Annotated in this window: 15 protein-coding genes; 1 reads left to right on the forward strand and 14 read right to left on the reverse strand. The window is 64.9% G+C overall.

All coding sequences use genetic code 11. The annotated features are described in order from the left end of the window. Window positions 1-109: 109 nt before the first annotated feature. From QM685_RS27365 to QM685_RS27380, 4 genes are all read right to left on the reverse strand, one after another. Window positions 110-772: an aldolase gene (locus QM685_RS27365; protein WP_415121326.1), complete on the reverse strand. Its 663-nt coding sequence runs from the start codon at window positions 770-772 to the stop codon at window positions 110-112. Next, the gene (gene otnK / locus QM685_RS27370) at window positions 769-2,097 is read right to left on the reverse strand and encodes a 3-oxo-tetronate kinase (protein WP_415121328.1); all 1,329 of its coding nucleotides are present in this window, start codon (window positions 2,095-2,097) and stop codon (window positions 769-771) included. The genes QM685_RS27365 and otnK overlap by 4 nt, the downstream gene beginning before the upstream one ends. Window positions 2,098-2,112: 15 nt before the next feature. Next, window positions 2,113-3,003 (reverse strand): L-threonate dehydrogenase, encoded by an 891-nt coding sequence (gene ltnD / locus QM685_RS27375; protein WP_415121329.1) that lies wholly within the window; start codon window positions 3,001-3,003, stop codon window positions 2,113-2,115. Between the two features lie 95 nt (window positions 3,004-3,098). Further along, entirely contained in the window at window positions 3,099-3,803 is a 705-nt protein-coding gene (locus QM685_RS27380; RefSeq protein WP_415121330.1) for a FadR/GntR family transcriptional regulator, read from the reverse strand. 236 nt (window positions 3,804-4,039) lie between these two features. Here QM685_RS27380 and QM685_RS27385 point away from each other — a divergent pair, with 236 nt between their 5' ends. Continuing rightward, window positions 4,040-4,864 (forward strand): IclR family transcriptional regulator, encoded by an 825-nt coding sequence (locus QM685_RS27385; RefSeq protein ID WP_415121331.1) that lies wholly within the window; start codon window positions 4,040-4,042, stop codon window positions 4,862-4,864. Between the two features lie 28 nt (window positions 4,865-4,892). Here the strand turns inward: QM685_RS27385 and QM685_RS27390 are convergent, their stop codons facing one another. From QM685_RS27390 to phnF, 10 genes are all read right to left on the reverse strand, one after another. Next, the gene (locus tag QM685_RS27390; RefSeq protein WP_415121332.1) at window positions 4,893-6,083 is read right to left on the reverse strand and encodes a M20 aminoacylase family protein; all 1,191 of its coding nucleotides are present in this window, start codon (window positions 6,081-6,083) and stop codon (window positions 4,893-4,895) included. 231 nt (window positions 6,084-6,314) lie between these two features. Next, the gene (locus tag QM685_RS27395; RefSeq protein WP_415121333.1) at window positions 6,315-6,701 is read right to left on the reverse strand and encodes a RidA family protein; all 387 of its coding nucleotides are present in this window, start codon (window positions 6,699-6,701) and stop codon (window positions 6,315-6,317) included. A 57-nt stretch (window positions 6,702-6,758) separates the two neighbouring features. After that, a complete protein-coding gene (locus QM685_RS27400) occupies window positions 6,759-7,508 on the reverse strand; it encodes an IclR family transcriptional regulator (RefSeq protein WP_415121335.1) in 750 nt (249 codons plus the stop codon). A gap of 102 nt (window positions 7,509-7,610) precedes the next feature. Further along, window positions 7,611-8,363, reverse strand: a complete 753-nt coding sequence (locus tag QM685_RS27405) for an amino acid ABC transporter ATP-binding protein (RefSeq protein WP_415121336.1) — start codon at window positions 8,361-8,363, stop codon at window positions 7,611-7,613. Further along, window positions 8,360-9,004, reverse strand: coding sequence for an amino acid ABC transporter permease (locus QM685_RS27410; protein WP_415121337.1), 645 nt, complete (start codon window positions 9,002-9,004; stop codon window positions 8,360-8,362). Before QM685_RS27410 ends, QM685_RS27405 begins: the two co-directional genes overlap by 4 nt. A gap of 21 nt (window positions 9,005-9,025) precedes the next feature. After that, window positions 9,026-9,742 (reverse strand): amino acid ABC transporter permease, encoded by a 717-nt coding sequence (locus QM685_RS27415; RefSeq protein ID WP_415121339.1) that lies wholly within the window; start codon window positions 9,740-9,742, stop codon window positions 9,026-9,028. 51 nt (window positions 9,743-9,793) lie between these two features. Continuing rightward, window positions 9,794-10,627: a transporter substrate-binding domain-containing protein gene (locus QM685_RS27420; protein ID WP_415121341.1), complete on the reverse strand. Its 834-nt coding sequence runs from the start codon at window positions 10,625-10,627 to the stop codon at window positions 9,794-9,796. 350 nt (window positions 10,628-10,977) lie between these two features. Then, on the reverse strand, window positions 10,978-11,529 hold the full coding sequence (gene phnN / locus QM685_RS27425) for a phosphonate metabolism protein/1,5-bisphosphokinase (PRPP-forming) PhnN (protein WP_415121343.1): 552 nt from the start codon (window positions 11,527-11,529) through the stop codon (window positions 10,978-10,980). A 7-nt stretch (window positions 11,530-11,536) separates the two neighbouring features. Then, on the reverse strand, window positions 11,537-12,289 hold the full coding sequence (locus QM685_RS27430; protein WP_415121345.1) for a DUF1045 domain-containing protein: 753 nt from the start codon (window positions 12,287-12,289) through the stop codon (window positions 11,537-11,539). Next, a complete protein-coding gene (gene phnF, locus QM685_RS27435; protein ID WP_415121347.1) occupies window positions 12,286-13,044 on the reverse strand; it encodes a phosphonate metabolism transcriptional regulator PhnF in 759 nt (252 codons plus the stop codon). The genes QM685_RS27430 and phnF overlap by 4 nt, the downstream gene beginning before the upstream one ends. Window positions 13,045-13,177: the final 133 nt, after the last annotated feature.

A 13,177-nucleotide genomic window follows, 5' to 3' on the forward strand; every position in this document is an offset into this window, starting at 1 on the left:
CAACTCCTTGAAAACGGGGTGATGCGGGGTGAGATGGCGTACGGCGCTCACAGCGGACAAACGCGCCGCACGCAAGCGGCAACGGGCCGGCTCGTCGCGGCGCGGGCCGCTACCAGCGCGCGCCGAATACGGCACGCAGTTCTTCGATGGCGGCTTCGTCGAGCGGCGCGGGCCGCGGATTCGTCATCAGCCACAAACGCGCGGTTTCCTCAAGTTCCTCGAGCGCATACGACGCCTGCGCGACCGACCGCTCCCACACCACGGGCCCCAGACGTTCGAGCAGCACCGCGCGCACGCTATCGGCGAGCGCGGCGATCCGCGCGGCCACTTGCGGATCGCCGGGACGGCGATAGCGAATCAGCGGGACGTGGCCCACTTTCATCACGTAGTACGGCGTCAGCGGCGGCAGCACGTCGGTCTCGCTCCACACGCCCGCGAGCGTCAACGCGACCAGGTGCGTCGAATGCGTATGGACGATCCCCCGCGCGTCGCCGTTGCGCGCATAGATGCCGCGATGCAGCGCCAGCGTTTTCGATGGCTTGCCGCCCGACACCGCGCGGCCGTCGACGTCGACCTTCGCGATATCGGCGGGGTCGAGACGGCCAAGGCATGCGTCGGTGGGCGTGATGAGCCAGCCGTCGTCGAGCCGAGCGCTGATGTTGCCGGCGGTGCCGACCGTATAGCCGCGCTGGTAGAGACTCGCGCCGACTGCGCAGATTTCCTCGCGCACGCGAGCTTCAGCGGAGGTGTGGAGTGCGGGCGCGCCGGTCATTGCGCGCCTCCATCGAGATGGCGCAGCGCCTTTTCGAAGAAATCGGGCGAGCCGAAGTTGCCGGACTTCAACGCGAGCGCGAGCGGCTCCGCGCCGGTCGTCGCGGTGGCCGGCACGCCGGGATCGATCTGCGCGCCGATACGCAGCGTGCGCACGTCGAGCGCCTGCACGACCGCGCCCGAGGTCTCGCCGCCCGCGACGATGAACTTGCGCACGCCGCGCTCGCGCAGCCCGCGCGCAATCGACGCCAGCGTCGCCTCGACCAGGTGCCCCGCCTCGTCGACGCCGAGTTCGCGCTGCACGGCCTTCACTTCGTCGGGCGACGCGGTTGCATAGATCAGCACCGGCTCCGCGCGATCGAGGCTCGTCTGCGCAAACGCGAGCGCCTGTTCGACGACGGGCTCGCCGCGCGCCGCCGCGAGCGGATCGATGCGAAACGCCGGCCGCGTGGCGCACCATGCGGCGACCTGCGCATTGGTCGCTTTCGACGCGCTGCCCGCGAGCACCGCCGCCAATCCCGCGACGCGCGGCAGTTGCGCGGCATCGTTGTGCTCGCCGAGCAGACCCGCGCGCCGGAAGTTGGCCGGCAAGCCGAGCGCGACACCGGAGCCGCCCGTGATCAGCGCGAGATCCGCGCATGCCGCGCCGAGCGTGTGCAGATCGGCATCGGAAATCGCATCGGCAATCGCGATGCGCACGCCGTCGGCGCGCAGTGCGTCGAACGCGGCACGCACCGCCGGCGTGCCTTGCGCCACCGCGTCATAACGCACGAGGCCGACCTTCGATGCGGTCTGCCGCCGCAGCACGCGCACGAGATTCGCATCGCGCATCGGCGTGAGCGGATGGTTTTCCATGCCCGACTCGTTGAGCAGCGCATCGCCGACGAACAGATGGCCGCGAAAGATCGTGCGGCCGTTCTCCGGAAACGCCGGACACGCGATCGTGAACGACGCGCCCTCGGCAAACTCAGCGGACAGCGCATTCAGCAACGCATCGGTCACGGGACCGATATTGCCCGCATCGGTCGAATCGAAGGTCGAGCAGTACTTGAAGAAGAACTGGCGGCAACCTTGCGCGCGCAGCCAGTCGAGCGCGGCAAGCGATTGAGCGACCGCGTCGGCGGCGGCGATCGTGCGCGACTTCAGCGCCACCACCAGCGCGTCGGCCTCGAGCGCTTCGTTCGACGCCGGCACGCCGATCGTCTGCACCGTACGCATGCCGCCGCGCACGAGCATGTTGGCGAGGTCGGTGGCCCCGGTGAAATCGTCGGCGATACAGCCGAGCAGCGCGCCGTTCGCGCCTACCGCTTTTGTGCTAACCGTCATGACAGAGGCTCCCGCTTATTGCGCCGCCGGCAGTTCGATGCCGGGGAAAATCCTGATGACCGCGGAGTCGTCTTCGCCGCCGTGGCCCGCCGCCGACGCCATCATGAACATCTGGTGCGCGGCCGCCGAGAGCGGCAGCGGAAATTTCGTGCGGCGCGCAGTGTCGAGCACAAGCCCCAGGTCCTTGACGAAGATATCGACCGCGGACAGCGGCGTGTAGTCGCCCGCGAGGATGTGCGGCACGCGGTTCTCGAACATCCACGAATTGCCCGCGCTGTGCGTGATCACGTCGTACAGCGCGTCGGGATCGACACCTTCGCGCAAACCGAGCGCCATCGCCTCGGCCGCCGCCGCGATATGCACGCCGGCGAGCAACTGGTTGATGATCTTCACCTTCGAGCCTGCGCCATGCGCCGACCCGAGCCGGTATACCTTGCCGGCGATCGCGGCCAGCACGTCCTCGCACGCGGCATAGGCCGCCGCCGGACCGGAGGTCATCATCGTCATTTCGCCCGATGCCGCGCGCGCCGCGCCGCCGGACACCGGCGCGTCGAGCATCTGCAAACCGGCCGCCTCGACGCGCCCGCCGAGTTCGCTCGCGAATTCGGGCGCGACTGTTGCGCTCGAGATCACCACGCCGCCCGGCTTCATCGCCGCGAGCGCGCCGTGCTCGCCGAACAGCACGGTTTCGGTTTGCGCGGCATTCACGACCAGCGTGATGACGACCTCGCATTGCGCGCCGAGCTCCGCAGGCGTCGCGCAGCCGATGCCGCCCTCGGCGACGAACGCCTGCAGCACGCCGCTGCGCAGATCGCACGCGTGGACCCGAAAACCCGCGCGCAGCAACGAGCGCGCGACACCGAGCCCCATTGCGCCCAGACCGATGACACCGACATTTCTCGACATACGTAACCTCTACGGATTGGTACTGCGTTCGTCGTCTCCGGCAGGCAGCGCGGCCCCGCCGATTCGTCTTCCTGCGCGTGCGCGCGCAAGCCGCCTCAGGCGATGCCCGCTTCGGCGAGCCGCCGCGCGGCGTTGTACAGATGCGTCTGCGCGGCATTGCGCGCCGCCATCGGATCGCCGGTGCGAATCGCCGCGGCGATCGCCGCGTGCTCGTCGCGCACCTGACGCGAGAAGTCCTCGCGCAACGCCTCGTTGCGGCGCGTGACGACCGTACCCGCCTCGAGGTACTGGTTCAGGAACGTCAGCGTCTTCAGGAAATAGGGATTGCCGGTGGCCGCCGCGATCGCGCGATGAAACGCGACGTCTTCGGCGACGCCGTCGTCGCCGTCGGCCACCGCCTGATCGATGTGGGCGAGCGCGGCGTCGATCGCGGCCATGTCGGCGGCGCTGCGGCGCATCGCGGCTTCGGACGCGACCTCGGCCTCGATCGCGCGGCGCAGCGCGAGAATCTGCACGACCGCGCCCGGCTCGATCGCCTCCGCGTAGTCGATCCGCAGCGGCCGGATCGCGCCGTGCCCGGCGACGAACACGCCGCTGCCCTGGCGCGGCTCGACCACGCCCTCGTTCTTGAGCCGCGAAATCGCCTCGCGGATCACCGTGCGGCTCACGCCGAACTGCTCCGCGAGCACGGCTTCGGTGGGCAGCTTGCCGCCGCGCGCGAAGGTGCCCTTGTCGATCTGCTTGAGCAGTTGCTGCGCGACGGTGTCGCTCAGCGCCCGTACTGGAATCTTCTCGAACATGAGGTGCCGGCTGGATCGGGTCGAATGAATGGATCGGGTTATCAGGTCATCATACAAATTTCAGGCGACGAGTCGCATCCGCGCAAACCCTGGGATTTTTGAACGGATGCACATCATTTGGCGAAACAGAAGGCTTAAGCTATCGTCTCGCCTTTGCGCCACATTGCGCCGCGAGGCGCCGCGTCAACCGGCGCGCCCGTCGCGCGCACTCTTTTCGAACGCATTCTTCAAGGTCCATGAGCAAAGCCCTGCCGCCGTCTTCCGTCGTGCCCGTCAACGCCGAACCGGCCCCGGAGAAACCGGGCGACTCGTACGTGCAGTCGTTCGCGCGCGGCCTCGCGGTCATCCGCGCGTTCGACGCGACGCGCCCCGAACAGACGCTCACCGACGTCGCCGCGGCGACCGGCCTCACGCGCGCCGGCGCGCGCCGGATCCTGCTAACGCTGCAGACGCTCGGCTACGTGGAGGCCGAAGGACGCCTGTTCCGTCTGACGCCGAAGATTCTCGACCTCGGCTTCGCATACCTGACGTCGATGCCGTTCTGGAATCTCGCGGAGCCGGTGATGGAGAACCTGTCGGCGCAGGTGCACGAAAGCTGCTCGGCGGCCGTGCTCGACCGCACCGAGATCGTCTACGTGCTGCGCGTGCCGACTCACAAGATCATGACGATCAACCTGTCGATCGGCAGCCGTCTGCCCGCGTATTGCACGTCGATGGGCCGCGTGCTGCTCGCCGCGCTCGACGACGAAACGCTCGACGCGACGCTGAACCTGTCGCCGCTCCACGCGCACACGCCGCGCACCGTCACCGACAAGGAAGAGTTGAAGAAGCTGATCGCGCAGGTGCGCCGCCAGGGGTGGGCGATCGTCGATCAGGAACTGGAAGGCGGACTGATTTCGCTGTCCGCGCCGATCCGCAACCGCCAGGGACGCGTGATCGCCGCGATGAACATCAGCGGCAACGCACAGCGCAATTCGGCGAAGCAGATGGTGAAGGCGTTTCTGGAGCCGCTGCAGGAAGCCGCGCAGACAGTGTCGGAGATGGTGGCGCGGCGCGGGTAAGACAGCGCGCCGCCCTCGTTCGGGCCACTCATTGCGCCAGATAGCGCTCCACGAGCCGCGCCCAGAACGCCGCGCCGATCGGCAGGCTGCGGTCGTTGAAATCGTAGTGCGGGTTGTGCACCATGCAGCCATCCTCGCCGACGCCGTTGCCGATGCGCAGGAACGTGCCCGGCCGCTTCTGCAGCATGAACGCGAAGTCCTCGCTGCCCATCAGGATGTCGGTCTGCTCGACCACCTTGTCGTCGCCGACCAGTTCGCGCGCGACCCGCACCGCGAAATCGGTCTCGGCATCGGTATTGACGACGACCGGATAGCCTTCGATGTACTCGACGACCGCCTTGCCGCCATAGCTCGCGGCCTGGGTTTCGGCGAGCTCGGTGATGCGCTTTTTCAGTAGCGCGCGCACGTCGGGGCTGAACGAGCGCACGCTGAGTTCGAGCCGCGCGCTGCCCGAAATCACGTTGTTCGCGGTGCCCGCGTGCATCGAGCCGACCGTCACGACCGCCGGCTGCGACGGATCGACGTTGCGCGCGACGATCGTCTGCAACGCCATCACGATGCTGGCGGCCACCACCACCGGATCGACGGTCAGATGCGGACGCGCCGCATGACCGCCGACGCCTTCGATCGTGATGATCGCCTTGTCGCCCGCCGACATGAACGGCCCCTTGCGGAACAGCAGCATGCCCGGCTCCGCGCCCGGATGGTTGTGCAGCCCGAACACGGCGTCGCACGGGAAGCGCTCGAACAGGCCGTCGTTGATCATTTTCACCGCGCCGCTGTCGATGCCGCTTTCCTCGGCCGGCTGGAAATACAGATGCACGGTGCCCGAAAAATTGCGCGTGGCGGCAAGCCGTTGCGCGGCGCCGAGCAGGATCGTCGTGTGACCGTCGTGGCCGCATGCGTGCATCTTGCCGTGCGTGCCGCTCGCATACGGCAGGCCGGTCTGCTCAATGATCGGCAGCGCGTCCATGTCCGCCCGAATGCCGATGCTGCGCTTGCCGTCGCCGACCTTCAGCGTGCCGACCACACCGGTCTTGCCGACCCCGCGCGTGACCTGCCAGCCCCACTGCTCGAGCTTTTCCGCGACCAGCGCGGCGGTCTGCACTTCCTCGTAAGCGAGTTCGGGATGGTGGTGAATGTGATGGCGAATCTCGCGCAGGCTCGCGGCGGCGGGTTCCAGATCGGACACTTCGGTCAAACGCGGGGTCTCGTTCATTTGTTCCATTGCTCCAGGTTCAAGGGCCGGCAGGCAGAGGCGGCGAAAAGGCAATTAAACCCCGTAGGCCCGGGTCGGCATCATCGAAGTCGTACGCACTTCGGGATTATGCCGGGCAAGTGTAGCGAACGATACAACCGTCGACGAGTCCATCATGCAGCGCCGGACATCCTCAAAGCGCTATCCTGGACGCACGCTTTGAACCTTGAAGATTGGCGAGGCTCCTGTCACCTACTCCCGCGGTTCCTTATAAGCGACGCAATCGACCTCAACCTTGCAGTCGATAACCATGCTCGACACGACAGCCGCACGCGCGGGCGGATGCTCGCCGAAGTACTCGCGAAACACCTTGTTGAAGGAAGCGAAATCGCGCGGGTCATCGAGCCAGACACCGCAGCGCACGACGTGTTCGGCGCCATACCCGGCTTCCCGCAGGATGGCGAATACGTTCTTCAGCGCCTGATGCGATTGCTCCACGATGCCGCCGTTGATGACTTCACCGTTTTCCATCGGCGTCTGGCCGGAAACGAACAGCCAGCCGTTCGCCTCGACCGCGCGCGCGAACGGCATGTGTTGACCGCCGGTTCCCTTGCCGCCTTCCACGCCATAACGCTTCATCGTTTCTTCTCCTTCGAGCATTGTTGAATACCGGCCATGTTCTTCGCACCCACCAGGCTATCTATACGACAACGCCTTCGCGGACTGCAGGAGGTCTTCGAGCATTCCGGCCCGCTTCTCGGGGCTCGTGTCGCGACTCGTCATGAAACAGAGCGCGGCAACCGGCAAGCCCGCGCGGTCACGCACGGGCGCCGCCATGCAAAGCCGGAAGGCATCGGACAGCCCTTCGGTGCAGCAGTAGCCTTGCTCCTTCGCAAGCTGCACATCCTGAAAGAATTCAGCGAAGTCGATACGCGTACCGTTGTCGAGGACGAAATCGTCGCCCGGAATGAGCGCACGAATTTCGTCCGCGCTCAGATGACCAAGCAGCAGGCGTCCTGTCGCGGTCCACGGAATCGGTACTCTCACGCCGATGTCAGAGCTGATGTTGAAAGGGCGCGCGCTGCTCTCCGACAACACGACCGTATATTTATTGCCCTCGAGCATGCACAACTGCGTGGTTTCTTCGTACTTCCTGACCAGCGCCAGGATGGCCTGATGCGAGCGGCTGATCAGGTCGTTGTGAGTCGCGTAATCAGACCCGTAGTAGTGCATTTCGCGCCCGAAAAACACGCTGCCGTCCGCGGCCGTCTCGAGCCAGCCTACCCCGGTGAGGATCGCGACCAATTCATAAATGCTCGAACGAGGTGCTCCGGTCGCATCGATCAACTCACGCATCGTCATTGGCCGCTGGGCGATATGGAGCTGCCGAAAAATTTCGATCACGCGGTCGACACCTCTGGCCCGCGACGATTCTGTAACCGCCATGCATTCACTCCATTAACGCGTTGGTAAAGTCGTTTGTCTGTCGAGGGGTGCGAGTTTACCGCGCGCGAACACGCTCAGGGATGACATCCGGCATGCAATTCGTTAATGGTCGAGAACCCGGTGAAGAAACTGTCGCGTGCGCTCGTTCGAAGGATTGACGAAAATCTGTTCGGGGTCTCCCTGCTCGGCGATAACGCCCTTGTCCATGAACACGACGCGGTCGGCGGTCTTGCGCGCAAAGCCCATTTCATGGGTGACGACCACCATGGTCATGCCGTCGCGCGCGAGACCGCGCATGACCTCCGTGACTTCGCCGACCAGTTCCGGGTCCAGCGCCGAAGTCGCTTCGTCGAAGAACATGATGCCCGGCTCTACCGCAAGCGCCCTCGCAATCGCTACACGCTGTTGCTGGCCACCCGACAACTGACTCGGGTAGTGCTCCGCGCGTTCGGCAAGCCCGACCCGGTCGAGCGCGTCCATCGCGCGCTTGCGTGCGTCCGCGGGCTTCATCTTGCGCGCCTTGATCAGCGCGAGCGTGACGTTGCCGAGCGCGGTCTTGTGAGGAAACAGATTGAACTGCTGGAAGACCATGCCCACGTGGCCACGAATATCGCGCGCGCGGCGAGGATCATGAAGCGGAACCTCGTTGACCCAGACTTCGCCGGAATCCGACGTTTCCAGTCCGGCCATGATCCGCAACACGGTGCTCTTTCCGGAGCCGGAAGCGCCGATCAGCACCAGCACTTCGCCCGACCGGACATCGAGATTGATTTCGTTCAACACACGGGTTGAACCGAATGATTTGCTGACGCCCGTCAGTGAAATGATGGGCCTGGTTTGTGTCTGGCTGCTCACGACAATCTCCTGCGGTCATGGTGGCGTACCCATTGCGAGAGTGGGAAGCACACGGCAAAGTAAATCAGGGCGACGAGTCCGTAAATCTCGACCGGCTTGCCGACCCGGTCGACGATGGCCTGGCCGCCGTGCATCAGTTCGGACATCCCGATCATGCTGACAATCGACGTGTCCTTGATGAGCGACAGATACTGGCCGATGAGCGGGGGCAGCACGATCTTTCCGGTCTGCGGCAGCACGACGAACGAGAAGGCCTGGGTTTTCGTGAGGCCGAGAATCTGCGACACCTCCCACTGGCCCTTAGGCACCGACTCGATGCCGGAGCGGAACACCTCGGCGATATACGCGCCCTGATACACGCTCAAACCGATGACCCCTGCCGCGAATACGTCGATCGCGTAACCGAAGTAGGACACCCCAAAGTAGATGAACATCAGGGTGATGAGCACGGGCGTACCGCGAAACAGCTCGGTGTAAAGTTTCGCGATGCGGGGCGTGCCCCACGGTCCGAACGACCTCAAAACAGCGGCAAACAGGCCGACCAGCGTGCTGCCCACGATGGCCGCCACGGAAAGCAGCAGCGTCGTCACCAACCCTTGCAGCAGAATTGAAAGACTGGTTTTCAGCAGTTCAACTGACATGATCCAACTCCGATGCGAAGATTAAGCCCGGTTGGCCCGGCGTATTGAAAGGCCGCCGAAACGGGCGCGAGGCCGGATGACGAGAGGCGGATGAAAAATTCGCGCTCCGAGTTGGCTTGCAAACCACGACAGTACGTTGCTGAGTACGAGATACGCGACGAGCGTCACGGCGAACGTCTGGATATAAAGAAGGGTTCGCGAGTTGATCACCGTCGCGGTTCCGGTCAATTCCGGAAGCGCAATGGCGGACAACAGCGAGGTACCGAGCAACAACTGGATCAGGTAATTCACGATCGCGGGATAGACCGCTCGCGCCGCTTGCGGCAGCACGATCGTCGTGAAGATCTGCCCACGCTCGAGCCCGAGAATGCCGGCCGCTTCGAGCTGGCCACGCGGCACCGACTGGATGCCCGCGCGAAACACTTCCGACAGATAAGCGCCGACGTTGAGTCCCAGTGCAATCACGCCCGCCCAGTACGCGTCCAGTGAAATGCCGGCGGACGGCAAGCCGAAGAACACGATGAAGATCTGCAGCAGCACAGGCGTATTGCGGATGATTTCGACATAGCAGCGCGCGACGAGTCGCAGCACGGCGACTGGACTGACACTGGCGAGCGCGGCCAACAACCCGAGGCACACCGCCAGTACGAACGCGAGCACGGTCACCTGCAGCGTGAGCCAGCCTGCTCGCAGGAAGTCGGGCACGTAGCCCCATAACGTTAGCCATTCGTAACCCATCACATCCTCCACGTCGCTCGAGTCTCGTGCGCTTTCGACATCACCGGCTCCCTAGAACTGCGGGTTCAGAGGATAGTGCGGGTCGGTGCCGAACCACTTCTTGTAGAGCTCGGCGTTCTGCTTCGACGCATTGATGTTGAAGAGGAACAGGTTCAGATAGTTGAGCCACTCCTGATCTCCGGCCTTGACGCCGAATGCGTTGTACTCGAGCGGCACGAGGGCTTCGTTGGTGACCGTAAGCTCCGGGTCGAGCTTCGCCTGATAGGCTAGGAAGTTGTTGTCTTCGATCATTGCATCGGCCTGACCCTGCTTGACAGCGAGAATCGCGGCCTGCGAGCTGTCATATTCCTGAATCTTGACAGCCATGTTCAGCGCGCGCACTTCGTCGCCGTTGGTCGATCCCTTTACCGTGGCGATCGTGCGATTGCTCATATCCTTGATGGACTGGATGCCGCTGCTCTTCTTGACCAGCAGTGCTTCGCTGGCGACCACGTAGGGCGTCGTGAATTCGACGACTTTCGCGCGCTCCAGGTTACGCGTGAAGTTGCAGAACACGACGTCGACCTTGCCGGTCTGCAGATTCGGAATCCGGTTTGCGCTCGTCGTGTTCACGACCTCGAGCTTGACGCCCATCTGTTTGGCGAGCTCCTTCGCGAGGTCCACGTCGTATCCGTCGGGTTGGCCATCCTTGTCGTAGAACCCGAAAGGCGCGAAAGTCAGGCAATCGCCAACGCGCAGGGTGCCGCGCTGCTGCACGGCCTGCAGGGTCGAGGAAGCCGTTGCGCCTTGTCCCGGCGTCGATACCTTGGTGCAGCCCGTCAGCGCGAGCAATCCGGCAACAGCGAACAGGAAGGCAGTCTTGACGCCACGTTTTGCAGGTTTCATATGCAGGTCCTAAGCGGAGATGGGTGTTCCGGGGACGGACGTATCGGTTCCAGTGTTTTCGATTCGCTCGGGAATCCGCTGGCTCACTCATCCGTTTGTCCGATATACCGGACATGTGTCTGGTTAAACGGATTGAGACAGAGTGTTAGATACGAAAAACGGCGGAGCAAGTAGCCCGAACACCTATTGCGTCTTTATTTTTGTTCGGGCAGCTCAGAACACTCGATCGAGCCCTTTAATGGCTCCGCATGCTTGCTGCCAGCGCCGAGAGCGAGGATGGGGGGGACGTACAACAGGATGGCTGGGGGTGGCTGCGGGGGACTTGTCGCGGATGCGCGTTTTGCCGCGCACTATGCGCTCACGGATTCCTTCAGCACCGCGATCAGCTCGCGCCCCGCGTCTTCGAGCGCGCCGGAATTATCGATCGTCGTGCAGCGCACCCCGTCGGGCAACGAAAACGGCGCGCGCCGCGCCAGCCGTGCCGCGACCTGCTCCGCCGATTCGCGCGCCCGCGCGCCGAGCCGCGCTTCGAGAACAGGCGCGGCCGCATTCACGTGAACCACTTCCGCGCGCGGATAACGCGCGAGCGCATGCTGCACGTACTGCCGCGAACCGTTGACGACCACCGTGCAGCCGCGCGCGAGCCACGCATCGAGTTCGATACCGATGCCATAGCGCAGCGAATGGCTCGACCATTCGAGCGCGAACAGCCCCAGCAGCGAACGCGCGGCGAACTCCTCGACGCTCAGCGCGACGTGCGCCTCGCCGTTGCCGCTCGGCCGCGTGATGTAGCGATGCGCGAATACGATCGGCTTGCCCGCGAGCCGCTGGCGAGCGAATTCGAGCAGCGAATCCTTGCCCGCGCCCGACGGGCCCATCACATAGATCAAACGCGCTGCCATTGCCGGTTCACCTCGTTGCACTGCTGTCGTTGCGATCGTCGCGCGGCTCGCCGCCGCGAAACGGCAGGCGTTGCCATAGCACGAACGGCTCGCCCGGCGCGGGCTCGACGAACAGTGCGGCCTGATCGATCGCGAGCGGTCCGAGCCGAGGCGTGCGCTGCCGCCACCATGCGAGCAGCGTCGCGCGCTCATCGGCATCGGCGAGCGAGCTCGACAGCGTCATATGAAAACGGAATTCGTCGAACACGTACGGATAGCCCCATTGAAGCAGCAGCATCCGTTGCCGTTCGCTAAGGGGCGCGGCGAGCCGGCGCGCGAGATCGGCCGCCGACGGTTGCGCGCGCAACGCATCGAGCGATTGCAGCGCGCTCGCCGCGACCTCGCGCATGCATGCATCGCCGTGTGCATCGGCGGGACGCAACGCGACGAAATCGCCGAGCGTCGCGGCTTCCACCGGCAATGCGAACGGGTGCTGCGTGAGCGCCCACGCGCGTGACGCGGCGAGCAGGTCGTCGTGCGTGACGTTATCGGCGAGCCGGAACGGCGCGACCAGCGTCCCATGCCAGCCATAGCGGCGCGGCGCATCGGTCAATGCCGCGAGCGGACGCGTCAAACCCGGCGGCTGCGGCGATACGCAATGCTCGCCGCTTTGCGCATCGCGGCCGAGCCATGCCGATCCGGCCTGCCACCACGCAGATTCCCGCGACGGCGCGTAGTACACGGCAAAGCGCGCGCGCGTGCCCCAGGCAGCGTCGCTCACAGATCATGCTCCACGAAAAGCTGCACACGGTCCGCCGCGAAATGCGTAAAACCGTATTTGACCGGCGTGCCCTGCATATCGACGTCGACGTTTTCGACCCACAGCACCGGCTGCTGACGGTTGATGTTCAAACGACGCGCCACTTCCGGCTCCGGCAGCACGCTGCCGATGCGGCTCCACTTGCGCAGATAATCGTTCACGCCGAATTCGGCGAGCGCCTTCGTCATGCCGCCGACCCGCTGCACCACGTCCGGCAGATCCGCGAAACGCGCGGCCGGATACCAGCTACGCGCGAACGTGAGCGGCACGCCGTCGGACTCGTTCAGCGATTCGATGCGATACACCGCCGTGCCGGCGCGCAGGCCCAACGCCTTCGCGACACCCGGCTCGGCTTTCATGCGCGCGGCCGACAGCATCTTGCCCGCCGCCGCATGATGCTGCTGGCGCAGGTTTTCGGTGAAGCGCGTGCGGCGGCCGATCGTATAGTCGATCGCGCCGGGCTGCACGAACGTGCCGCGCCCCTGCTCGACGCTGACGAGGCCGAGCGCGGCGAGACCGAGCATCGCGCGGCGCACTGTATGGCGGTTGACGTCGAAGCGCCTGGCCAGTTCGCCCTCGCTCGGCAGCCGGCCCTCCTCGCCGAAACCGCTGGCCGCGATCTCGGCGGCGAGAATCTGTTCGATCTGCCGCCAGACGGCCACGCCCGCGCCACGTTCGAGTGTCGTGGCCGGCGTCGCGCTGTCGTTCGATGTCATGGTGCTGTCATTCCCCCAGGTTCAAATGATCGCCATGACGTGCATTGTAGTGCGCAAGCCGTGATGGAAATATGAAACGGCCGCTACACGCGGCGGCTCGCGGTACATCCAAGCACACCTATAAATGTCTAGA

Origin of the sequence: Paraburkholderia sp., from assembly GCF_047605525.1 — a bacterium.
Lineage (GTDB): Bacteria > Pseudomonadota > Gammaproteobacteria > Burkholderiales > Burkholderiaceae > Paraburkholderia.

Bases quoted from the DNA above. Each gene is read 5' to 3' on its own strand.
- QM685_RS27365 (WP_415121326.1), bottom strand. From the start codon at position 772: ATGACCGGCGCGCCCGCACTCCACACCTCCGCTGAAGCTCGCGTGCGC.
- otnK (WP_415121328.1), bottom strand. From the start codon at position 2,097: ATGACGGTTAGCACAAAAGCGGTAGGCGCGAACGGCGCGCTGCTCGGC.
- ltnD (WP_415121329.1), bottom strand. From the start codon at position 3,003: ATGTCGAGAAATGTCGGTGTCATCGGTCTGGGCGCAATGGGGCTCGGT.
- QM685_RS27380 (WP_415121330.1), bottom strand. From the start codon at position 3,803: ATGTTCGAGAAGATTCCAGTACGGGCGCTGAGCGACACCGTCGCGCAG.
- QM685_RS27385 (WP_415121331.1), top strand. From the start codon at position 4,040: ATGAGCAAAGCCCTGCCGCCGTCTTCCGTCGTGCCCGTCAACGCCGAA.
- QM685_RS27390 (WP_415121332.1), bottom strand. From the start codon at position 6,083: ATGAACGAGACCCCGCGTTTGACCGAAGTGTCCGATCTGGAACCCGCC.
- QM685_RS27395 (WP_415121333.1), bottom strand. From the start codon at position 6,701: ATGAAGCGTTATGGCGTGGAAGGCGGCAAGGGAACCGGCGGTCAACAC.
- QM685_RS27400 (WP_415121335.1), bottom strand. From the start codon at position 7,508: ATGGCGGTTACAGAATCGTCGCGGGCCAGAGGTGTCGACCGCGTGATC.
- QM685_RS27410 (WP_415121337.1), bottom strand. From the start codon at position 9,004: ATGTCAGTTGAACTGCTGAAAACCAGTCTTTCAATTCTGCTGCAAGGG.
- QM685_RS27415 (WP_415121339.1), bottom strand. From the start codon at position 9,742: ATGGGTTACGAATGGCTAACGTTATGGGGCTACGTGCCCGACTTCCTG.
- QM685_RS27420 (WP_415121341.1), bottom strand. From the start codon at position 10,627: ATGAAACCTGCAAAACGTGGCGTCAAGACTGCCTTCCTGTTCGCTGTT.
- phnN (WP_415121343.1), bottom strand. From the start codon at position 11,529: ATGGCAGCGCGTTTGATCTATGTGATGGGCCCGTCGGGCGCGGGCAAG.
- phnF (WP_415121347.1), bottom strand. From the start codon at position 13,044: ATGACATCGAACGACAGCGCGACGCCGGCCACGACACTCGAACGTGGC.